Raw genomic sequence first — 24,209 nt, 5'->3', positions numbered from 1 at the left:
TAATTAATCCATGAACAAAAAACTACTTTTCCCCCTCGCACTCGTGCCACTGGCTGCCACCAGCCTGCAAGCACAGAAGTCCGCCCAGACACAGCGTGTGGACAAACGCCCCAACATCATCCTTTTCATGGTAGACGACATGGGATGGCAAGACACTTCACTCCCCTTCTGGACACAAAAGACAGATTACAATAAGCTGTACGAAACACCCAACATGGAACGACTTGCCAAACAAGGCATGATGTTCACACAAGCGTATGCCAGCAGTATCAGTTCCCCCACCCGATGCAGCCTCATCACCGGAACGAACGCGGCACGCCACCGCGTAACCAACTGGACGCTGCAAAAGAACACAAAGACAGACCGCAAGGACAAAGTGCTGGATGTGCCGGACTGGAACTACAACGGAGTAAGCCAAGTGCCCGGCACCAACAACACATTCGTAGGAACTTCCTTCGTACAACTGCTGAAAGACAGCGGCTATCATACGATTCATTGCGGAAAAGCACATTTCGGTGCCATAGACACTCCGGGAGAAGACCCGCACCACTGGGGCTTCGAAGTAAACATAGCCGGACATGCTGCCGGAGGACTCGCCAGCTATCTAGGAGAAGAGAATTACGGTCACAACAAAGACGGAAAGCCAATATCACTCATGGCCGTTCCCGGACTTGAAAAGTACTGGGGTACGGAGACCTTCGTCACCGAAGCATTAACTCTGGAAGCTATCAAAGCTCTGAACAAAGCTAAGAAGTACAACCAACCTTTCTACCTGTATATGTCCCAATATGCCATCCACGTCCCATTGGACAAGGACAAACGTTTCTACGACAAATACAAGAAAAAAGGCATGACCGACCATGAAGCCGCATACGCCACACTGATTGAAGGCATGGACAAGAGTCTGGGCGATCTGATGGACTGGCTGGAAAAAAGCGGAGAAGCCGACAATACCATTATCATTTTCATGAGCGACAACGGAGGACTTGCCGCCGAATCGTATTGGCGTGACGGCAAACTGCACACCCAGAATCATCCTCTCAACAGTGGTAAAGGCTCCACCTATGAAGGCGGCATCCGTGAACCGATGATCGTCAGCTGGCCCGGTGTCGTAGCCCCTGGCAGCAAATGCAATGACTATCTGCTGATAGAAGACTTCTATCCTACTATACTCGAAATGGCGGGTATCAAAAAATACAAGACAGTTCAGCCTATCGACGGCATCAGCTTCATACCTTTACTGAAACAGACCGGAAATCCTTCCAAAGGACGCAGCCTCTTCTGGAATATGCCCAACAACTGGGGAAACGACGGTCCGGGAATCAACTTTAACTGTGCCGTACGCAACGGTGACTGGAAATTAATCTATTACTATGGTACAGGTAAAAAAGAACTGTTCAATATCCCCGATGATATAGGCGAAAGTAATGATCTCAGCGCACAACATCCGGATATTGTGAAACGGCTTTCTAAAGAGTTAGGAACCTATTTGAGAAAAGTTGATGCCCAACGTCCTATTGTCAAAGCTACGGGTAAACCTTGTCTTTGGCCGGACGAAATTGAGTAATCATTCACCAGTTTAGTCAGCTCCAAACAAGTAACATGATATTCCAGCTAAACAGACGAAAAACTATGCATTTTACCAATACATAGTTTCTAAGGCTACTCAAATACTGGTATAAAGCAGAAAGCCTACAACTATTATTATATTAATACACAGCCAAATACAGTTTACTATATTCTCAAAGTATTCTCATGCCTTTGAGAAAAAATTCTCACCACGATGAGAAAAAATTCTCATGCCTTTGAGAAAATTTTCTCATTGCAGTGAGAAATTATTCTCATTGCGGTGAGAATAAAAGACTTTGCAGGAATCTGATAATTAGTTCATTACTTTTCGTTTTTCAGATGCTTTAGTTCTTTACTCATTAAGTATAGGTTCATTGAAACATAACCATTCTTGCATTACTTATTATTATTTACGTAACAAAGCAGACTATTGTGGAATAATTCCACACTCCCCACCCCATTTTCCACACATTCCCCATGCGTTTCCACACAATAGACAATGTACATCATTCACATATCTCACTTATAATCAATACATTGATAGCGTACATCAGTCTTTGGCACGCACTTTGATCTTTAATTAGCCGTTAGATAAAGCAACAACCGATTCCTTAACACATAAGAGAGAATTGAAAATATATGTTTAATAATCATTAAAGCAAACGATTATGAAAAAATTAGTATTAGTAGTAGCAATGTTTATGTTTGTTTGTGGTGGTTCATTCCTTGTTAAGGCTCAGAACTCTGCAGAAGCTGCGACAGCCCTGGCAGAAGTTAATGCAACAGCTATCGTTAATGATACAGTAGTAAAAGATACTGTAACCAAGAGCGAGGAACCTGTTAAGACAGAACTGAGTGCACCGACCGCTATTGTCAACGATACAGTCGTTACTGACACTGCATCCAAAGACAAACCGGCTGAGCCTGTCAAGGAATAACCTTTCCAAAAACTCACGGAACATAGTCTGCCGAACAATAGTAAGCACACTACAAAAAAAGCCATCCCTACTTCGTCTATTCCGGGGATGGCTTTTTTATTTTCTTATTTTCCCTAAACGGGAATCATTCAACTATCGGTTTTCACGTTCCAATACTGCCAACCGGGCATACAATTCAACCAATGCCCCCTGATGGAGTATTTCCCAACCGGTCTTGGTCGTTCCCCCTCTCAGATCATCGTCATTCAGCAAGTTGTTACCCTGATGACAGCTACTGCTCCACGCATGAATCATTGACTTTTCGATATCATCGATATATTTACGGTCATTGTCTATAGAATAAAGTTCAAAGAATCCGCGGCACATGATCGTATTGAACCAGGCATGTCCCGGAGCAAGAATATTGAAAGTAAGGTTCAGTTCTTTGGAACGATAGGGCATAAACCATTTCTTATGACAGCTTTCAGCAATCGCATACGCTTCATCCAGATATTTCTGTTCGCCGGTAATCTTATATAAAAGACAGGCTGCCTGCAACGGCTGTCCGGAATTGTAAGAATACTTGTTCTTTTCAAGATCACCCGGCAGATTGGGATCATCCTTATTCGGGCGTACATTGTCATAGAATAAATGGTCGGACTTGTCTTGCAATACATCCAGCATATAGTCGTAACATTTGATCGCCCAGTCGAGATATTCCTGTTCCTGAGTTGCCAGATACATCTTACAGCCCATCACAGCAGTAGGTCCGGTAGAGCAAGAGTGCTTGCTGGTAGTGTGTTCGTTCAACTCCCTCCAGTGCACGCCTCCTCCGCAAGTCTCATCCCAACCGTGATCGATCAGGTAGCGCCATACCACCTTTGCCTGTGTCAGATAACGCATCTCTTTCGTTTCCGTATACCAGTCGACCATATCGAGCCCGATCCATACGTTATCATCGTAAAAACGTTCGTTACCGGCAGCCGGGTAGCAAGAATAAGCCAGGATTCCACGATCCAGCTGACAGAAATACTGTATTCCTTTGAACATCATATCATCCATTGCGCCATAGATATTCTCCACTTCGCTCTCTTTGGTTGCATCACGCATAGCGACAAATGCCGAAAGACCGCCACCTTGTCCCCAAACTAACGCATCACCATCCCAATAACCTTTTCCATCATAAGGATAATTACCACGCCAGCAGCTTCTGGAACTCTTGCCGAAATAATATCCAATGACAGAAGTCATGTAAGAATGTGCACGGTCCAGCATTTCCGGCAGTTTCAGTTCCGGCTCATCCACCTTTTCATGATAAGGCATCATAATACGGCTTTCGGGTACCGATCGCTTGCCGGCTTTACTGATAGCTACGGCAGAAACTTCGTAAGTAGCAAAATAAGGAACTTTCAACAGATATTCCTGTGTAACATCACGTTCTACCTGTATGATGATATGTCCCGGCGAGAAGTCGGTAGCACGAGACAAGCTCGCTTCCACGTCCCTGTAAGAGAGTTCTACCATATCCACGTCGCGATTACTGGGATTGGTCCATTTCACCAGAAGTTCATTCTCGTTATTGGTAGCTTCTACGGAAAATGAACCTACCGGAGAAATATTGCCACTGATGGGATCATTCTGTTCTGAGTTTGACTGATCATCATCACTACAAGATGGAAGTAATGCCAAAGCCAAGAAGTTCAATATAAACAGTTTGAATATTGCTTTCATTTTTCTTCAAATTTAGAGATTACTTAAAAGGTACTTCGATAGGAGCTTCCCCGAATCTGCTCATTGGGAATTCTGTAGCATTGAAGCTGTCGTACTTACAAACATGCATCAACAACTCGTGATCGGAGTCAGTACCATCTTCAATGTAAGCAACCGGTGCACCGGCAGAGAAATCCCAGCGTCCTAACAAACCTTCCGGGTTTTCTTCCACAAAGTCCCATGCGTTGGCTTTCAGTTGCGCTTCCGTACGGCATACAGACCAGATACGTGCTTCAAGTACAGCTCCGCCCAAGAAACGATTATTATCACTAGCCTTACCAATGGATACTTTTCCTCCATCATTTCCTGCGCAAAGATCTATTTCTGAGAAATTGAGATCATTCCTCTTTATTTCTCCCCAGGCAACTCTGCTGCCATTAATATAAAGCTTGTACTTTTCACTCGGATTACTTTGTGCTACGTCACAGTCTACCACCAAAGCCAGATGCATCCACTCGCCAAGCTTAATCGCATTATGCCCTGTTCTCAGTTGTAATTTATCGCCTGTCCCTACCAGGTCAATGACTTTCCACTGATTACCGCCTTCTTTGCCTTTTTCACCATCGTCACCGCCACGGAGAATAAAGTAACCTTCTTTACCCATAATGGTCTGCAACCAATAAGTATTATCGATACGGCAAGTCAGCTCCCAGGTCATCTTCTTCAATTTGAAATCGTTGGTCGCAGCTTTCAATGCTTCTACTCCTTCGCCTGTCATTTCTCCGAAATGCGTCCACACGGCATAGTCTCTTCCCAGATTCATACACCAACGTTTGTCCGGTGCAATCTTCACCTGAATAGGTTGCGATACCTGTCCCTTGGCGTCAGTCAGCGTAAAGGAAGTTTCGCCGGCTTTTCTTCCGGTCACTGTCACTACGTTACCATAAAGTTCGAGACGGACTACTTTCGTATCGCCGGCATCAAGTATTTTATACTCTCCGTTACCACTCAAAATCTTTACTTGCTGAGAACCTTGATTAGCATTGATCAGTACACCCTTTTCATCAGCGTCGGTCGTAATCTGTTTAGGAGCAATCACATTCAGATTCACAAAGGCTTCTTTTCCTTTCCGGTCGGTTATCTTGACCTCGGCATTTCCCTGGGCGATGCCTTTCACGGTGAATGATTCCGAGTCTTCAAGTGTAGACTGATCGACTTCGATACAATTATTTTCATCTATCACTTCCAGCGAATAACCTCCGTTTCCTGTATAGATTTTGACGAAAGCTTCATCGGCGCCTTCCACCTGCGAATAAAGCGTAAATAACGTCTTATTCAACTTCAGATCAAACTCTGCCGCCGTGTTAACCAAAATCTTAGCGCGCTGGTAGTACTTGTCTTTCACGTATACTACACCCTGAGCATTGTTATGTCCTTCTACAGCTGTCAGTGTCACTATATCACCATCGACTTCTGCCGTCACCACTTCTTCGTTTGCCGAAGTCACCTCATATTCGCCATTACCGGACGTAATTTTTACGGTTCTGGTATCCCCCTGTGCGATACTGATTTCACTGGCGTCAACGGTTAGCTCTGCCAGATTCTGGGGTGTCTCATTATTTTTGTTGTCGTTATCATCGCCGCATGCACTAAGACAAAGCAATGATGCGAGAACGAAGTATTTCATCACTTTCATATATATTATAACTAAGGTAAATTACTCTTCTACGTCTACATTAGGATAGTCTACTCTCAATACATCTCTTGACATAGAGAAAGTACCTTCGAACGACATCATTAATGATTCGCCCTGTGCAGAGTCCTGATATTCATAAGCCAATTCAATGGTAGTAATTTCTGTATAATAACGTTGGTCTGTATAGTTATACGTATATTTACGACTGAGTTTGGCACTATAAGGTTTAAACTTCAATCCATCCACATGGCTGGTTAACGTTATGTCTCCGAAATCATCACGTTTTATTTCAACCACATAATTCAGATAGTCCGTAGTGTTGGAACGTGTCTTCTCGCCCACAAACATATAGCAGGTATTATTATTAATTGCATAAAGTTGTGTGCTGGTCGTTTCAGTCGTATAAGTTGTTCCCTGTTGTGTCACAACGCCCTTACCACTATAAATACCCGAATAATCGTTCTTGAAACCGATATGTGCCAATACTTTCGTATATTTATTCGCTCCCATCTCTTCTCCTGTAGAAGAAGTGATGCGCAAGGGAAGTACATAATCATTATACAAGTTGCCTACTTCTCTAATCTTATTCAAGTCGATATGGATATAAGCCGCCGCATTCAATTCTCCACTTTTAATATTCCATGAATCGGCATCAAACGTATAGGTTCCTTCCGGCAATATTTTATAATATAAATCCGTCTGGCTCTTATACTTGTCCTTATTATACGCATCCAGTGTATCCGGGTCAACTTCCATCATTATATGAATTTCCTTATCATTTCCCGATGTACCATTTACTCCGAAATATACAGGAAGTACGGTGGTATTATCATCAGCTACCTCCAATGAGTAATCCTGCCAACCATTATGAATGATATATGTATTCTTCTTGAATAATTCATCTTCCAATTTATCGCATGAAGAAACTCCGGGCAGCATAGCGATCAGCAGACTTCCCATTATTCCGTATATAGATATTATTTTTTTCATAATAAGCCAATTTTATTTAGTTTTACCATTCAGGATTCTGCGTCATATTCACGTTACGTTTCAGCTCGTAAGTCGGGAAAGGCCACAAATACATTTTCTGTTCAAACACTTTGTGTACCGAGGTGATGATAGTCTGTTTATAAAAATCAGCAATACGCGTTTCATCATCACTGATATTAATGTTACACCCCTGCAATAACTGGTTTTCTTCTGTCATAGCATCTTTCCAACGGCGTAAATCAAAGTAGCGCATACTATTCTCACCCAATAACTCTATCTGGCGTTCTCTTTTCAATTTCACACGGAAATCGTTCGGGTTATTATAAGTCTCCTCTGAATAGTCAGGTACTCCGGCACGCATACGGATACGTTTGATAGCATAACGCATTTCATCTACACTGCGCTGAATCTCTACATCAGCTCCGGTATAGGTAGTCAGATGGTAAACTTGTCCCGAAGTCAACTCATTCAACGCTTCGGCATAAATCAGAAGAATTTCACCATAACGAATGGTCATCTCTGTTTTATCAACCAGATATCCGCCTTCAGTCCGTGAGTCTTCCGAATTATAAAACTTCTTTAAAGTAACTCCTGTCAGTGGACATTCTTCCTTAAATCCCTGTTTGCCATCGTTCAGACCACGATAATAGAATATCTGTTGATCGCGGAATTCAGATTCAGAAGCACTGGAAGCTTCCCAAACCGAACCATTATAAGCGATGGACGCATAGAAGCGTGGTTCACGATTATTGTACATCAAATTCACCTTAGCCGGCAGGAAAGGATTCGCCACAGCATACGCCTGTGTAGTGAAACCTTGGGTTACGTAATCACCGGTAGCTTCCGCCTCTGTGATAGAACGTCCGTCGTTCATCGCATACGCATCGACCTGCTTCTGAGTAACAGCCAACCGATTGTTTCCTTTTAAAGTCTTTGGCGTAGATTGGTAAGCCCAGTCATTGATATGTCCTGTTCCAATTCTTGTCCGGGTAAATATAAGTTCCGGATTTTTCGATCCCAGAATCGTACCGTCAAAGTTGGACTTATAAGAAAGTAACGGGTCTACGTCCGCCCAACCTTCCGGATAGTTCTTATCCGAATAAAGTGCATTATGAGGAGGACGTTGTGAAGGCAGAACGGTCGCTTTCGGCGCTACAACATACAGTTCATACAGACCGGAAGCCTTAGCCAATTCAATCACATCCTTAGCAGCTGCCGCCGCTTTCGCCCACTTTGTTTCATCATAAGTCTGAGACACTAATTGATTACCATAGCAGTCTTTCACATTAAAGAAATCCGTATTTCCGTTGAAAAGCGGGCTGGCCGCATAAAGCAACACACGTGAACGAAGTCCTAATGCAGCTCCGCGAGTCGGACGTCCAAGATTGTTGACCGTTCTTTTAGTCGGTAGTGAACGGGCTGATTCAGCCAATTCCTGATCTATAAAATCAACCAGATTATCAAAATGCTCTCGTGGCAAGGAAAGTTCTTCATAAGAAAGATTCACATCCAGTCCTTCCAAAGGAATCAAAGGTACGGGACCATAGACGCGTATCAAAGCCCAGTAACAATAAGCACGCAAGAAACGTGCCTGTCCTTTCATATCGGCTATTTCATCCATCGTCAGTTCCGAACAGCGATCTACATTCTGAATGAAAGTAGATGCCTTTCGGATACCTTCATAATATTTCCACAGTCGTGACTCATTTTGATCTTTATCGCTCAATTGATTATCAGCACTATAGTTTCCTTCCACATAATCCTTCATGTCCGGATGGTAAAGATCATCACTAGCCCAGCGGAACGGTTCTCTATATTCACCAATATAATCCATTACACTGTATGCACTCGACAACCATCCATCCACATACACACGTTTGGAGAAAGCGGAGTCCAAAGATACCTGATCATAAAAGTATTTGTCCACATTGATATAATCGGTACATGACGAGAAGGACAATGTACCTATAGCCAGCAATATGGTATAAAGTATTCTTTTCATAATTCGTAGTTTTTGATTTAAAAGCTAAATTGAAGATAACAGGAGAAAGTTTTATTAATCGGATAGCTACTTCCCGATTCATTTGTACCTTCTGGATCCCACCAGTCAAACGGTGCCCAAGTAAACAAGTTCTGTCCGATAAATCCAAGACGCAGATTACTCACAAGGAACTTGCGTGTCCATACCTGAGGAAAGTCATAAGAAAGTTCCACATTTCTTAAGCGCAGATATTTTCTATCCTTCAACCAGAACGTAGATGCTCGGTTGTTCATATTGTTGTTTCCATAAGTCAGGCGAGGCCAGTCGGCATTCGGATTTTCCGTAGCTTCCGTGCCCGAAATTTCCTTTGGAATCCAACGATTACCATCTACCATAACTTGCAGAATATTACCTGTACGACCGTCATGGAAAGCATGAGGTCCACTGCCGCCTACGAAAAAGTCACATTTACCGGTTCCTTGGAGAAGCATGCTAAAGTTCCAGTTCTTCCAACTGGCGCTCAAGCCGATACCATACTGAAGTCCCGGCTGCTGACGATATCCCAAAGGTACCTCATCATCCGTTGTGATGACTCCGTCACCATTCACATCTTTATATTTAATATCTCCCGGAAGTATTGTTTTGTTAGCCAAAGATGCCTGAGAAGGACTTCTGTCAATGTCTTCCTGATCTTTAAACAAACCCAGGGCGATAAAACCACGGCTCTGATTCAATTGGAAACCCTTATTCATCTTGTACCATAATTCATTGGCGGCCTCATCCATATCCAGGATATCAGTTTTCTGATAAGTAAAATTACCACGGAGTTGCAGACTCACCTGTCCAATCTGCTGGGTGAAAGCGATATTTCCATCCCATCCGACTGATTTCATCTTACCTACATTGGCCATAGGTGTTTGGTCGGCAAGACCGGTTGTCAGCGGCATTTGATTGCGTTGCATAAAGATATCATCCCGTTTATCAACAAAGTAATCTACTGTTCCGGTGACTTTCCCATTAAAGATACTGAAATCCACACCGATATCATACTTCTTGGCAACCTCCCAGGTCAAATTCGATGTTCCCAGTGTTTTAATACGATAACCTTGTACTTTGTTAGTACCAAATTCACCAAAAGTATACGATCCTCCATCATCCGTACTTACCAAAGATATATAAGGGAAGCGACGTGCCTTATCATCGGTCAAGCTAGTTCTCAACTGGTCATTACCCACCTCACCATAAGAAGCTCTAATCTTAAACAGATCCAACCACGGCATCGCTTTCTTCACAAACGATTCTTCCGAAACCACCCATCCGGCAGATACGGCCGGGAAAAAGCCAAATTGCTTTCCATGTTCAAAATTCTCGGAACCTGTATAACCCCAATTAAATTCTGCCATATACTTATCTTGGAAAGCATAAGTAAAACGTCCTGAATAAGCCAAGTTGCGATGAGGAATAGATCCCATCAAATCACTCTCATCAAAATTGACGTCAGTAGTCTCTTGCTGATAGACCATAGCAAACACTCCAACGCGATGTTTCTGAGCGAACAATCGGCTATAATCCAAAGAAGCTTGCAAATAATAACGTTTATCTCCTTCCACTTTTTTTGTCTGAGACATTGCAGCAGCATTCTGTACTCTCTTCAACACCAGATTACCGTTTGCGTCACGAGAATATTCCGCAGACCACAACTCTTGCGCTTTAGAACGACGGATGGTATTCTTATTATAGGTATCAAAAGCAAAGACTCCGGAAAATTTCAAGCCTTTCGTTATAAACGACAAGTCCTGATCCAAAGCAACGCTACTTTCTACTTTGCTTTCCCAAATAGTGCGATATCCGGTTTGAGTCATCTGATACTCAGGCGTAGTCATGCCATTAACAACCGGCCATTGACCTGTAGACCATTTACGCGGAGAAGACAGCGGAGTATAGTAAGCAAAGGATTTCCAGATATCATCCGCATCGCTCTGTGGAGAATTGCGGTTAACCAACCATCCGCCTACACTCACTTTCAATATCGTTGAACGGGTTAAGTTCATATCTACATTCGCACGATAGTTCCAACGTTCATACGTCGTATTTGTATTGTATTTATTTTCAGAACTGGAAGTACGGTAACGTCCGTCTTCACTGGTATACTGTCCCGATACGAAATAACGTACATTATCGCTACCACCGGAGAAATTAATATTGGCATAATAGCTGGGAGCTCCACTTTTCAGCATCAAGTCTCTCCAGTCTACATTCGGATAAAGATCAGAGTCCAGTCCATACCGGATAATATTCATCTCTTCACTTGTATACAGAGGGCTTTCATAACGTCCTTCCAAAGCCTCATTAGCCAAACTCGCCCAATCATAAGCATTTGCATATTCAGGAACCTTCACCGGAGTATTCCAGCTGAAACCGGTTTTCACATTAATCTTCACTTTCCCTTTTTCACCACGTTTGGTAGTAATCAGGACAACACCATTTGCACCACGTTGTCCGTAAATGGCAGTTGCCGACGCATCCTTCAACACTGAGAATGATTCAATATCTTCTACCGGAATCTCATTAAAGCTACGTTCTACTCCATCCACCAGTATTAAAGCTCCTGACTTGGCACCAAATGTACTCATACCACGGATCCAGAACTCTGACATATTTTCACCCGGTTCACCGCTGGTTTGCATCGCTATGATACCCGGTACAACACCTGCCAATGCATTCGAAAGATTAGCTCCCGGAGCATTCAACTGTTTGATATCAACATTGGTAATGGCACCGGTCAAGGTCTTTTTCTTCTGGATACCACTGGCAGTAATCACCACCTCATCAATCTTACGGTTATCTTCTACAATTTTCACTTTCAGATTATTCCGGTCTTTGATCGATAACACAGGAATTTCAACTGTCTGATAACCAATAAAAGTCACTTGAAGTACATCATAAGCTCCCACCTTTATGGTAAACTCTCCATCTAAGTTGGTAATCGTACCGACGCCCGGCTGATTTTTAGCAACAATCGACGCACCGGCAACAGGACCAAGATTATCTTCCACTACCCCCTTGATTACAAATTCCTGCTTGCTCTCCTGTGCCCATGCACTATCAGGCACGAGCAGCATTACCGTCAAGAGTAATACGATACATTTTTGAATATTATTCATGGATAATTCTTTTTATAGATTATTTATTCTACTGTCACACGACGAATAACATGGTTATCGCGGTCAGCCACATAGACCGAGTTGTCCGGATAAACCGTCACACATTCGGGCTGATTGAATTTTGCTTCTTCGGGCAAACCGTCACCAAATCCACTCTGCTCGGGTTGGCCGGCGTACAGAGAAGCGGAACCTGCCGGTGTGATTTTACGAATAATGTGGTTATTACGTTCGGGAACAAACATATTTCCGTCTTCATCAAATGCCATCTGCTCCGGCTTATTCAGACGGACAGTCGCACCTGTACCATTGATATAGCCACTTTCATCCCATGCGCCGACAAAAAGAACCGGATTCCCAAAAGTATGTGTAGCAGCATCATAAGGAACCTGATAGATACAATGGCGGTTACATACCGCTACATAAAGGATCGTACCTTCGGTATTAAAAGTCATACGGGTTTCAATTTCCGTTGCATTGTTAATTCGGAAGAGAGGGGTAAAGTCTTCGTAACTCGGTCCGTCAAAACGATACACATAGCCAGTACCTTTATTACAGAAGAACACTTCCCCTGTTTTGGGATGTACTGCCAGTCCTGTAGTGCCGACTTTCTTCGCTCTGCAAAGTCCTCTTACATCCACGAATCCACCTTCGCGCGTTACATAAATAATATTGAAGTCAGTCTTGGTATTACTCTCATCCGTATAGGAATACTGAGAGATATAAAGAGTGTCCTGAGCCGGACTGAACGCCAGACAGGTAGGTGACTGAAACGGACCGCTGGAACACTGCACCAAAGTTTCCACTTCACCATTACGTGCACGGCGCAAAGCACCATTCTGTGTCTGACCACGTCCTTCATCTATAAAGAATACCGAACCGTCTTTATCAGTCAGCAAAAACCAGGTTCTCTGCAGCTTGGAAGCAGCATAACTGCCGTCCTCACGACCATTCATACCGTGTTGTCCCACCATCGTCGTCACATTACGCTTAAACTGATAACGGAATTTTGTCTCGGAAGCATACTCTTCTATATTTTCGTCTTTACCTATAAACAGACGAACATAACCTGTATCTGCACGTGCGGGAACGATGGCATAGATTACCTCATCGTCCATTCCTACAATAGCTGCTTCCTTGTTATTTACAGTGACCTTCACATAACTTGGATCGGAACCGAAATTTTTTCCACGGATGATTAACTGTGTTCCGATACCACCACTGTCGGGAGAGAAACTTTCGAAAACAGAGTGTTTACTCAAATCGGGAGGTAAGGCTTGATTTTGGCGTATCGGAGCCAAGTCATTGTTGCAACCCCAAAAGGCAGACATCCCTATTAATAAGGTAAGTCCGATTTCAAGCTTACGCTTCATAAATAAATTAGGTTTCATAAGATATTAAATTTAATTCAAACAAAATGAAATAAAAGGTAAAAAGGAATCATTGCATACTTAAATAAATTAAGTGGAGGATCGTGTTGTTGATTCATAGTTTCATGAGATATTTAGTTAAACATATTATATATATTCCTGCTTCTTTATTGCATCAGCAAAATTAGCGTGTTTGCCAAAATTCTGAGTTTTCCTTCTTCGTGTTTTATGCCACACGGCAGGGATATTTACTATTTTGGCATGATTTGATAATATTCCGGTTTTCTTTAAAAGTTAAATTCCCCGCAATGAAGGCTGAGATAAGATTCAGAATATCGATAACAGGAAAACGAACTTCTTATTTACTTTTTTGGCATAGACATTTACTCGCTTACAAACCTGCTATAGAGCATATTCTCTCAGTGTAATCAGACTCTTCACCTTCCGGAAAAAGTCTCGTTATGCTATACAGACAGTCAACAGAAGGGACTGATTATTGCACTTCTTCCAAGTGTTTGGTCCGGAATTCTTTTGGCGTGCATCCGTACTTTTCACGGAATACTTTAAAGAAAGTGACCTTATTAGAGAATCCGGCTTCGAATACAATTTCATCAATCGTCTTTTTCGTTTTCAGCAGCAAATCTTTCGCTACATGCAAACGACACTCCTTAATCATAATCGTAGGACTTTCTTCCCCCATCTCCTCCATTTTCCGGTAAAGGCTGCGAACGCTGATAGCCAAATGATCGGCTATGAAACGGGGAGTCAGTTCCTTCTCCTGAATGTGGTCATTGATAATCTTCAGAACAGATTGCTGGAACTTTTTCGATTCCTTATGTGTCAGTTTACCATCTGTCTTTTCAAAAGAGCTGATTGCTGAACTGAAATAATCCTTCAGTACTTCCTTACGTTCCAACATCTGACAAACAGAGATACGGAGATATTCGGCATTAAACGGTTTGGTGATATACATCTCGGCTCCTGCAGAAAGTGCAGCCATCTGCTGTTCCATTTCATGCCGGCCGGAAACCATAATAATAGGTATATGTGACGTTTCCTTCACCGACTTAATCCGTTTCGTCAATTCGATACCGCCAACTCCCGGCATCATGATATCGCAAATGATCACATTCGGATAAACTTCATTCAATACCTGCTCCACCCGTTCCGGCTCCTGCAGGGTGACCACATTAAAATCGTTAGAGAAGATTTCCCCGATGAACCACAACATTTCCAGTTCATCATCAATCACCAGCAATGTAGGCCGCATCTTGTCAAATTCATAGTGAGGAAGTTTCAGCACCAGTTGCGACTCTATTTTTGGAATGTATTCCGAAGTGATTCGTTTAGAAGACGATACGCCGGTAGTCACTTCCAGCGGAGGCAATGACAAAGTAAACAATACCCAGCCGTCAGGCGTATTTTCCACTTTCAGCGTACCATTCAGCAATTTCGCCATATTGTAGGAAATGGCAAGTCCCAGCCCATTACGGGAGAAGTTCTTTTCATCCTGGTTTTCAAAGCTATCCAGGATAGCATAACGGTTGAAAACATATTGAAAGTCTTCTTCTTTAATCGTACTTCCCTCATTGGCAACCCGGAGAACCAGCAGGTTTTCATCGTTGGTATCCACTTCTATTTTGATACTTTTCCCATCCGGAGTATACTTGAAGGCATTGGATATCAGATTGATAATAATAGTATTCAGAAAACCTTTGTCTGAGTTCCAGGAAACTTGCTCGGGTATCTTGCTCAGGAACGTGATATTCCGGGATTTAGCCATATCGACAAAGGTTTTTGCCGTATTTTTCATTAAGGAAGATACATTCAGGGCTTCGATCCTCACTTCCCGGTTTCCGGTTTCGATACGGCGGAATTCGATCAGTTCGTGAATCAGGTTATTCAAACGTTCCGCGTTCGTCTGAATCATCTGAACATAATCGACTACGAATTTACTGAGTCCTTTTGATGAAAGGATACGTCCGCAAGGACCGTAGATAAGAGTCAACGGGGTACAGAACTCGTGAGCTATATTAGTGAAGAAACGAAGTTTCGACTCAAATACATTCTTTTGATGGCGTTTCTCTATTTCATTCAGCAGTTCCTGCTTTTTCCGTTTGGTGCGGAGAATGAATGAACGTACCAGCATGGCGGCTATCATAAGCAGACATAAAGAATAAATGAGATACGCCCACCAAGAGGCGTACCACGGGTCACCGATCCGTATCAACAAAGAATAGACTTCACTTTCTTTATCGAATACACTATTGTAGTACTTCACCAATAACGTATACTCACCGGGAGCCATGTTCGTGAAAGAGACAGAACTTTCTTTACCATTATTAATCCACTGGTCACTCAATCCTTTCAGTTTATAAGAATAGGTGCAGTTATTTCCGTTCAGATAATCGACAGAGGTGAATGAAACGGCAAAGAAGTTCTGGTCGTATTTCAAATTCAGTACTTCATTCTCTTTTTTACGGGTGATAAACTCTCCAAGATTGTATTGTTCTCCAAAGATAGAGAGTTTGTCAAAGTAGATGGGAGGCATATAAAGCTGTTCGGGACGTCCGTCTGCCTGAATAGCTACAAAGCCGTTGATTCCTCCAAAAAACAGTATACCCGTTTGCGGGTCTCTGTAGGAAGCTCCGTCACTAAATTCGACGACTTTAAGCCCGTCGCCAAAGCCGTAAGAGCGGAATACATTTCTTTTGGTATCAAAATTAATCAATCCCTGATTCGTACTCAGCCAGAAGTTATCGGACGAATGCCTCAGAATGGCATGAATAGTACTGTTCAGAAAACCGTCTTTCGCATTAAACAGTTGATAAGAGTTTTCTGAGGCATACTTGATGACTCCATAAGTAGTACCGATCAAATAATTGTCCGCATCATCTTTTATAATAGGTACTACCTTGTTCAAGTTCATATTCTCATACTTATGAGTGGTCAGCGGTTCCAATCCGTTGATCGTTTCATTGAAGCGGTATACCCCGTATCCCATATTGCCGAACAACAGGTTCAGACTGTCCCCCTTGCAGATCGTAAAGAAGTAATTAGAGCCGAATTCTCCGCCATTGACCACATATCGTTGCACATTTTCAAGAACCGGATGATCCGGTGTACCTCCGATACGCGCTCTGACTACTCCCATCCCCACACTGGCCAGCCACAATTCCGAGTCCTCCGTTTCATAAATATCATGTATGTATTTGAATTCCTCATTATCAATCCAGAGAGGAAGTTTCTTGATACGGCGTTCACGATACGAATAAAAGTTCAGTCCTTCTTCATCACCGATCCATAGCAAGTTACGGTTACTTTCTCTGATACAGTAGACCGCATTACTGCCTAAACCACTGTTCGATGTTGTCAGTATCTCCGAGCGGCAGTCCGAGATATTCTTTTGTACCTCATAATCAAAAATTTTAAGTATTCCATTCCCTTTGGTACCGATCCAAAAAGTACGCTCCTTGTCAAGCAGCAAAGCACGCACGGGCCGTTCTATCTTTTCGGTATAGTTATTCAGTACCACCGATTTTATAGAATAAAGAGGATTTGAGTAAAGATAAACGCCCTGCCCATCCGTACCAATCCAGACAACATCCTGAAAGCGGTCTTTTATCAGGCTGAATGTTCCGCTATTTATAGGTAAGGTCTGAATCTGATATTCACCGCTGCCCTTTTGTTTTTCCAACGTCAGAACACCGTCCATCATTAAGCCGACAAAAAAGCTATCATGATATTTAACAATGGAGGAAATCTTGTCATGCGCCTGTATGTTCGCTCCCAGGTTAGCTATAAATTCATTCTTTTTACTCTCAATATGAAAGGCATAGAGATTGTATTCTTTATCCACGTAGTAAACGGCGGCGTCATCGTAAAAGCTACAAATCAATGGCGTGTGATGATCCAAACCGCTTTTCTGCGATACTAAAGTGATATTCTCCGTCAGAGGGTCCTGTTGCAGGTCATAACACCGATTATACCCTTTCATCATCACCCACATACGGTTATTTTTATCAAAGAAGAAAGTAATGACATCCGATATCGGGATACCAGTCACATTGATTTTCTTAAAGATGCCTTCCTTCTTATGAAAATAATAGATGCAGTTGGTGTCTTTAATGATAAACAAGGTGCCATGATTATCCTTATTCATCAAGAAGAGTTTCTGAAACTCATTAAAGCGTGTAATGGAGTTCGTTTTACGGTCCAGACGAATCAGGCTATAATAGGTCTGGAACCAATAAGTATCGTTGCCGGTATAGATAATATTATCAATTTGATTGCCGGATAAGTAATCCTCCTTGTCACGGGTCTTAAACTCTTCGATCTCCTGACCGTCATAGATATTGAGTCCGTCACAAGTGCCGATCCACATCAGTCCTTTGTCGTCCTGGCACAGAGAAGTAATAGAGCTGTTGGACATATATTCTTTGTCGGCAACCTGCTTCAAATTATAGGCGCCGGCTGTATTCATCAGCAGATTAAGACAGTAGAAGAAAAGTAAAATACAATGTTTTTTCATGGCATAGAATCCTTAGATTTGCAATATGACAAAGGTAAACAAAAAAACTTTCCAGCACTTTTTTGGCGCAGAATATATGTAAGAATGCGTGCCAGTTTGGTTAATTATAGCGCCACAGGGCGATTTAGTATTTCGACTTCCGGTAGCGGCATTCCTTTTCTCTCTATTTTCGTCACAGAAACTAATTTTATTCATAAATTCATTTGTTCATGAAAACACATTTTTCATTTAAACACCTGTTATTTATTGGAGGTGCGGTGTTGTACAGCATGCAAATTTCTGCCGTCAAGAATCCGGTAGACTATGTCAGCACGCTGGTAGGAACGCAGTCCAAGTTTGAGTTATCGACCGGAAATACCTATCCGGCTACGGCACTGCCGTGGGGAATGAACTTCTGGACACCGCAAACCGGTAAAATGGGCGACGGTTGGGCATATACCTACAATGCCGACAAAATCCGGGGCTTCAAACAAACACATCAACCCAGCCCGTGGATGAACGACTACGGTCAGTTCTCCATCATGCCGATCACAGGCGGACTGGTATTCGACCAGGACCAACGCGCCAGCTGGTTCTCGCACAAAGCGGAGATTGCCAAACCTTATTATTATAAGGTGTATCTCGCAGACCACGACGTTACCACGGAACTCGTTCCGACGGAGCGTGCCGTTATGTTCCGTTTCACGTATCCGGAAACCAAGAACGCTTATGTCGTTATCGACGCATTCGACAAAGGCTCTTATGTAAAGGTGATTCCGGAAGAAAACAAGATCATCGGTTATTCTACCAAGAACAGCGGCGGAGTGCCGGAGAACTTCAAGAATTACTTTGTCATCCAGTTCGACAAACCGTTTACCTTTACTTCCGGCGTGAAAGAGAACAACATTCTCCCGAACGAAACAGAAGTTCAGGGCAACCATACCGGAGCGATCATCGGATTCGCTACCCAGAAAGGGGAGATCGTTCACGCACGTGTCGCTTCTTCTTTTATCAGTTATGAGCAGGCGGAACTGAATCTCAAAGAACTGGGCAAGGATAGTTTCGACCAGCTGGTCACTAAAGGAAAAGACATCTGGAACCGTGAAATGAGCAAAGTAGATGTGGAAGACGATAATATCGACAATCTGCGCACTTTCTATTCCTGCCTCTATCGTTCGATGCTGTTCCCACGCAGTTTTTATGAAATAGACGCCAAAGGACAGGTCGTACACTACAGCCCTTACAACGGAAAAGTGCTGCCGGGGTATATGTTTACGGATACCGGCTTCTGGGATACGTTCCGCTGTCTGTTCCCATTCCTGAACCTGATGTATCCGTCCATGAATCAGAAGATGCAGGAAGGACTGGTCAATGCGTACCTTGAAAGCGGATTCCTTCCGGAATGGGCAAGTCCCGGACACCGTGACTGTATGGTCGGCAACAACTCTGCTTCCGTAGTAGCCGACGCTTATATCAAAGGACTGCGCGGATATGACATCGAAACACTTTGGGAAGCATTGAAACATGACGCAAACGCCCATCTCCGCGGCACAGCTTCGGGCCGCCTTGCATACGACGCCTACAACAAACTGGGTTATGTCCCCAACAATATCGGTATAGGACAGAATGTTGCACGCACGCTGGAATATGCGTACAACGACTGGACCATCTACACGCTAGGCAAGAAACTGGGCAAACCGGCAAGCGAAATCGACATCTTCAAACAACGTGCACTGAACTACAAGAACGTCTACCACCCGAAACGCAAACTGATGGTGGGCAAAGACGACAAAGGTGTGTTCAACCCCAAATTTGATGCAGTAGACTGGAGCGGCGAGTTCTGCGAAGGCAACAGCTGGCACTGGAGTTTCTGCGTATTCCATGATCCGCAAGGGCTGATAGACCTAATGGGAGGCAAGAAAGAGTTCAACAACATGATGGATTCCGTCTTTGTCATTCCGGGCAAACAGGGTATGGAAAGCCGTGGCATGATCCACGAAATGCGTGAAATGCAGGTAATGAACATGGGACAGTACGCTCACGGCAACCAGCCTATCCAGCACATGGTTTATCTTTACAACTATTCGGGAGAACCTTGGAAGGCCCAGCACTGGGTTCGTGAAATCATGGACAAGCTCTACACGGCAGGCCCCGACGGATATTGCGGTGACGAAGACAACGGTCAGACTTCTGCCTGGTATGTCTTCTCGGCTTTAGGATTCTACCCCGTTTGTCCGGGAACAGATCAGTACATTCTGGGAACTCCCCTTTTCAAATCAGCCAAGCTGCATCTGGAAAATGGAAAAACCGTCACAATAAAAGCGAACAACAATAACACCGACAACCGTTATGTGAAGGATATGAAGGTAAATGGCAAGGTATTCACCCGCAATTATCTGACGCACGACCAATTACTGAAAGGAGCGAATATCCAGTATCAGATGAGTCCTACGCCGAACAAACAGCGGGGAACGACTGAAAAAGATATTCCGTATTCCCTTTCATTTGAATAAAATGTCGTACTTTTGAATGCTTTAATGAATGATCTAATCCAAACAAACTAAAGAAAACATGAAACTAAGAAACCTTTTATTTATCGTTCTTGCAGCGATAGTCTTCTGCAACTGCCAGAGCTATCAGCCTACTTCGCTCACCGTTGCCTCCTACAACCTGAGAAATGCCAACGGTTCCGACTCCGCCCGTGGAGACGGATGGGGACAGCGTTATCCGGTGATTGCCCAGATCGTGCAATATCACGATTTCGATATTTTCGGCACACAGGAATGCTTCCTTCACCAACTGAAAGACATGAAAGAAGCCCTTCCCGGCTATGACTATATCGGTGTAGGGCGCGACGACGGTAAAGACAAAGGCGAACACTCCGCTATCTTCTACCGCACCGACAAATTCGACATCGTAGAGAAAGGAGATTTCTGGCTGTCGGAAACTCCGGACATGCCGAGCAAAGGCTGGGATGCCGTATTGCCTCGTATTTGCAGCTGGGGTCACTTCAAATGCAAAGATACCGGTTTCGAGTTTCTGTTCTTCAATCTCCACATGGACCACATCGGCAAGAAAGCCCGTGTGGAGAGCGCTTTCCTCGTACAGGAAAAGATGAAAGAACTGGGAAGAGGCAAGAATCTGCCGGCTATCCTGACGGGAGACTTCAACGTCGACCAGACCCACCAGTCCTACGACGCATTTGTCAGCAAAGGCGTCCTCTGCGATTCTTACGAGAAGTGCGACTACCGATATGCGCTCAACGGAACTTTCAACAACTTCGATCCGAACAGTTTTACCGAAAGCCGCATCGACCATATCTTCGTTTCACCTTCTTTCCACGTCAAGAGATACGGTGTGCTGACAGATACCTATCGGAGTGTACGGGAAAACAGTAAAAAGGAGGACGTGAGAGATTGTCCGGAAGAGATCACCATTAAGGCTTATGAAGCACGTACGCCATCCGACCATTTCCCTGTAAAAGTGGAATTGGTGTTTGACCAACGTCAGCAAAAATAACCCCGAATACTTCATTAAATAATCTGATACCCATATGAGAAATATATGTTTTGTAGCCTGTATGTTGTTTTGCCTCGCTTCCGCTTCCGGAAAAACGGTGGAAAATCATCCTTTCGTGTCCATTGCCGACTCTATCCTCGACAATGTTCTGAATTTATATCAGACGGAAGACGGGCTGCTTACCGAAACATATCCCGTGAATCCCGACCAGAAAATCACTTATCTGGCGGGCGGAGCACAGCAGAACGGAACCTTGAAGGCCTCCTTTCTGTGGCCCTACTCAGGGATGATGTCCGGTTGCGTAGCCATGTACCAGGCTACCGGAGACAAGAAGTACAAGACGATACTGGAAAAGCGCATCCTGCCGGGACTGGAACAGTACTGGGACGGAGAACGACTTCCGGCATGTTATCAGTCGTACCCAGTCAAATACGGTCAGCATGGACGCTACTACGATGACAACATCTGGATCGCACTGGATTATTGCGACTACTACCGCCTCACAAAGAAGGCCGACTATCTGAAAAAGGCCATTGCCCTGTACGAATACATCTACAGCGGCTGGAGTAACGAACTGGGCGGAGGAATCTTCTGGTGCGAACAGCAGAAAGAAGCGAAGCACACCTGCTCCAATGCCCCGTCAACAGTACTCGGCGTCAAGCTATATCGTCTGACGAAGGACAAAAAGTATCTGAACAAGGCCAAGGAAACTTACGCATGGACCAGAAAACACTTGTGTGATCCCGACGACTTCCTTTACTGGGACAATATCAACCTGAAAGGGAAAGTCTCGAAAGACAAGTACGCCTACAACAGTGGACAAATGATTCAGGCAGGCGTATTGCTGTACGAAGAGACAGGAGACAAGGATTACTTGCGCGATGCCCAGAAGACAGCCGCGGGAACCGATGCCTTTTTCCGTTCGAAAGCAGATAAGAAAGACCCGTCAGTCAAGGTACACAAGGATATGTCGTGGTTTAACGTGATTCTGTTCAGAGGCTTCAAGGCGCTGGAGAAGATTGACCACAACCCGACTTATGTCCGTGCGATGGCAGAGAACGCGCTCCACGCATGGAGAAACTACCGGGATGCCAACGGATTACTGGGCAGAGACTGGTCGGGACATAACGAGGAACCTTATAAATGGCTGCTCGATAATGCCTGCCTGATCGAGCTGTTCGCTGAAATCGAGAAATAAAACATTGATTATTAACCCTTACATGAATTAAAAAAACAATTACCATGAATATAACCAAAACACTTTGCCTCTGCGCAGCACTTTCGGGCGCTGCCGGCGTGCAAGCAATGGAAAACCGCGAATTTGTGACCCAGCAAGACAATACCCGGGTCAATAATTACCAGACCAACCGCCCCGAAGCCTCCAAGCGCTTATTCGTATCGCAGGAAGTGGAACGGCAGATTGACCACATCAAGCAACTACTGACCAATGCGAAACTGGCATGGATGTTCGAGAACTGCTTCCCGAACACACTGGACACTACCGTTCACTTCGACGGAAAAGAGGACACTTTTGTATACACCGGAGACATCCACGCCATGTGGCTCCGCGACTCCGGTGCGCAGGTATGGCCGTATGTGCAGCTTGCCAATAAAGACCCCGAACTGAAAAAGATGCTGGCAGGAGTCATCAACCGCCAGTTTAAATGTATCAATATCGACCCGTACGCCAACGCCTTCAACATGAACTCCGAAGGAGGCGAATGGATGAGCGACCTGACGGACATGAAACCGGAACTTCACGAACGCAAATGGGAAATCGACTCTCTCTGCTACCCGATCCGCCTGGCATACCATTACTGGAAAACAACGGGCGATGCCAGCGTATTCTCCGACGAATGGCTGCAAGCCATCGCAAATGTGCTGAAGACTTTCAAGGAACAGCAGCGTAAGGACGACGCGAAAGGTCCGTACAGATTCCAGCGTAAGACCGAACGCGCACTCGACACCATGACCAATGATGGCTGGGGCAATCCGGTGAAACCTGTCGGACTGATTGCTTCCGCTTTCCGCCCTTCGGATGACGCTACGACTTTCCAGTTCCTCGTTCCTTCCAACTTCTTCGCCGTCACTTCCTTGCGCAAAGCTGCCGAAATTCTGAACACCGTGAACAAGAAACCGGCGCTGGCCAAAGAATGTACCGCACTGGCGGATGAAGTAGAAAAAGCATTAAAGAAATATGCTGTCTGCAACCATCCGAAATACGGTAAGATTTATGCTTTCGAGGTAGACGGCTTCGGCAATCAGCTACTGATGGACGATGCCAACGTGCCGAGTCTCATCGCTTTGCCTTATCTGGGCGACGTCAAAGTGACTGATCCGATTTATCAGAATACCCGCAAGTTTGTATGGAGCGAAGACAATCCTTACTTCTTCAAAGGCAGTGCCGGAGAAGGTATCGGCGGTCCGCACATCGGATATGACATGATATGGCCCATGAGTATCATGATGAAAGCCTTCACCAGCCAGAATGACGCAGAAATCAAAACTTGCATCAAAATGCTGATGGATACGGATGCAGGTACCGGCTTCATACACGAATCATTCAACAAAAACGACCCGAAAAACTTTACCCGTGCATGGTTTGCATGGCAGAATACGTTGTTCGGAGAGCTGATCCTCAAACTGGTCAATGAAGGAAAGGCAGACTTACTGAATAGCATTCAGTAGTCTCTACTCCATCTTTACTTATAAGTTAAAATAAGCCCATTTTTATTTATTTTCCACCATTTGACCTATATACGCAAATCACTGTATTATAGTGCGTT

General features: G+C 44.1%; 12 protein-coding genes and 1 pseudogene. 6 read left to right on the top strand and 7 right to left on the bottom strand.

The window, feature by feature from the left end; translation table 11 throughout:
* Window positions 1-10: 10 nt before the first annotated feature.
* On the top strand, window positions 11-1,567 hold the full coding sequence (locus NBH01_RS18220; RefSeq protein WP_055229895.1) for a sulfatase: 1,557 nt from the start codon (window positions 11-13) through the stop codon (window positions 1,565-1,567).
* 670 nt (window positions 1,568-2,237) lie between these two features.
* A complete protein-coding gene (locus NBH01_RS18215; protein WP_008762730.1) occupies window positions 2,238-2,507 on the top strand; it encodes a hypothetical protein in 270 nt (89 codons plus the stop codon).
* Window positions 2,508-2,639: 132 nt separating this feature from the next.
* Here the strand turns inward: NBH01_RS18215 and NBH01_RS18210 are convergent, their stop codons facing one another.
* From NBH01_RS18210 to NBH01_RS18180, 7 genes are all read right to left on the bottom strand, one after another.
* Window positions 2,640-4,217 carry a glycoside hydrolase family 76 protein gene (locus NBH01_RS18210; protein ID WP_032850584.1) on the bottom strand — a complete coding sequence of 526 codons (1,578 nt, stop codon included), beginning with the start codon at window positions 4,215-4,217 and terminating at the stop codon, window positions 2,640-2,642.
* Window positions 4,218-4,236: 19 nt separating this feature from the next.
* A complete protein-coding gene (locus NBH01_RS18205) occupies window positions 4,237-5,883 on the bottom strand; it encodes a LamG-like jellyroll fold domain-containing protein (RefSeq protein WP_055229979.1) in 1,647 nt (548 codons plus the stop codon).
* A gap of 30 nt (window positions 5,884-5,913) precedes the next feature.
* Window positions 5,914-6,882 (bottom strand): BT_3987 domain-containing protein, encoded by a 969-nt coding sequence (locus tag NBH01_RS18200; RefSeq protein WP_048698579.1) that lies wholly within the window; start codon window positions 6,880-6,882, stop codon window positions 5,914-5,916.
* A 22-nt stretch (window positions 6,883-6,904) separates the two neighbouring features.
* On the bottom strand, window positions 6,905-8,884 hold the full coding sequence (locus NBH01_RS18195) for a RagB/SusD family nutrient uptake outer membrane protein (protein WP_048698578.1): 1,980 nt from the start codon (window positions 8,882-8,884) through the stop codon (window positions 6,905-6,907).
* Between the two features lie 17 nt (window positions 8,885-8,901).
* Window positions 8,902-12,027, bottom strand: coding sequence for a SusC/RagA family TonB-linked outer membrane protein (locus NBH01_RS18190; RefSeq protein WP_008766944.1), 3,126 nt, complete (start codon window positions 12,025-12,027; stop codon window positions 8,902-8,904).
* A gap of 23 nt (window positions 12,028-12,050) precedes the next feature.
* Complete coding sequence (locus NBH01_RS18185; protein ID WP_008766945.1) at window positions 12,051-13,415, bottom strand: IPT/TIG domain-containing protein; 1,365 nt, start codon at window positions 13,413-13,415, stop codon at window positions 12,051-12,053.
* A 472-nt stretch (window positions 13,416-13,887) separates the two neighbouring features.
* Entirely contained in the window at window positions 13,888-17,925 is a 4,038-nt protein-coding gene (locus tag NBH01_RS18180; protein ID WP_061473577.1) for a hybrid sensor histidine kinase/response regulator transcription factor, read from the bottom strand.
* Between the two features lie 209 nt (window positions 17,926-18,134).
* Here NBH01_RS18180 and NBH01_RS18175 point away from each other — a divergent pair, with 209 nt between their 5' ends.
* The 4 genes and pseudogenes from NBH01_RS18175 to NBH01_RS18160 all read left to right on the top strand — a co-directional run.
* On the top strand, window positions 18,135-20,417 hold the full coding sequence (locus tag NBH01_RS18175) for a GH92 family glycosyl hydrolase (protein WP_022470866.1): 2,283 nt from the start codon (window positions 18,135-18,137) through the stop codon (window positions 20,415-20,417).
* 58 nt (window positions 20,418-20,475) lie between these two features.
* Window positions 20,476-21,423, top strand: a complete 948-nt coding sequence (locus NBH01_RS18170; RefSeq protein WP_022470867.1) for an endonuclease/exonuclease/phosphatase family protein — start codon at window positions 20,476-20,478, stop codon at window positions 21,421-21,423.
* A gap of 34 nt (window positions 21,424-21,457) precedes the next feature.
* Window positions 21,458-22,621 (top strand): glycoside hydrolase family 76 protein, encoded by a 1,164-nt coding sequence (locus NBH01_RS18165; protein WP_022470868.1) that lies wholly within the window; start codon window positions 21,458-21,460, stop codon window positions 22,619-22,621.
* A 167-nt stretch (window positions 22,622-22,788) separates the two neighbouring features.
* Window positions 22,789-24,111, top strand: a pseudogene (locus tag NBH01_RS18160) (glycoside hydrolase family 125 protein); the annotation flags it as partial.
* Window positions 24,112-24,209 lie beyond the last annotated feature (98 nt).

This window comes from Bacteroides sp. B1-V-101 (assembly GCF_023656585.1).
GTDB classification, from domain to species: Bacteria; Bacteroidota; Bacteroidia; order Bacteroidales; family Bacteroidaceae; genus Bacteroides; species Bacteroides thetaiotaomicron.
The sequence above is the reverse complement of the archived record's forward strand: the minus strand, read 5'-3'. Positions and strand labels throughout refer to the sequence as shown.

Excerpts from the sequence above, each read along its gene's own strand:
- NBH01_RS18215 (WP_008762730.1), top strand. The coding sequence starts at position 2,238 with ATGAAAAAATTAGTATTAGTAGTAGCAATGTTTATGTTTGTTTGTGGT.
- NBH01_RS18210 (WP_032850584.1), bottom strand. The coding sequence starts at position 4,217 with ATGAAAGCAATATTCAAACTGTTTATATTGAACTTCTTGGCTTTGGCA.
- NBH01_RS18180 (WP_061473577.1), bottom strand. The coding sequence starts at position 17,925 with ATGAAAAAACATTGTATTTTACTTTTCTTCTACTGTCTTAATCTGCTG.
- NBH01_RS18195 (WP_048698578.1), bottom strand. The coding sequence starts at position 8,884 with ATGAAAAGAATACTTTATACCATATTGCTGGCTATAGGTACATTGTCC.
- NBH01_RS18220 (WP_055229895.1), top strand. The coding sequence starts at position 11 with ATGAACAAAAAACTACTTTTCCCCCTCGCACTCGTGCCACTGGCTGCC.
- NBH01_RS18200 (WP_048698579.1), bottom strand. The coding sequence starts at position 6,882 with ATGAAAAAAATAATATCTATATACGGAATAATGGGAAGTCTGCTGATC.
- NBH01_RS18205 (WP_055229979.1), bottom strand. The coding sequence starts at position 5,883 with ATGAAATACTTCGTTCTCGCATCATTGCTTTGTCTTAGTGCATGCGGC.
- NBH01_RS18165 (WP_022470868.1), top strand. The coding sequence starts at position 21,458 with ATGAGAAATATATGTTTTGTAGCCTGTATGTTGTTTTGCCTCGCTTCC.
- NBH01_RS18190 (WP_008766944.1), bottom strand. The coding sequence starts at position 12,027 with ATGAATAATATTCAAAAATGTATCGTATTACTCTTGACGGTAATGCTG.
- NBH01_RS18170 (WP_022470867.1), top strand. The coding sequence starts at position 20,476 with ATGAAACTAAGAAACCTTTTATTTATCGTTCTTGCAGCGATAGTCTTC.
- NBH01_RS18185 (WP_008766945.1), bottom strand. The coding sequence starts at position 13,415 with ATGAAACCTAATTTATTTATGAAGCGTAAGCTTGAAATCGGACTTACC.
- NBH01_RS18175 (WP_022470866.1), top strand. The coding sequence starts at position 18,135 with ATGAAAACACATTTTTCATTTAAACACCTGTTATTTATTGGAGGTGCG.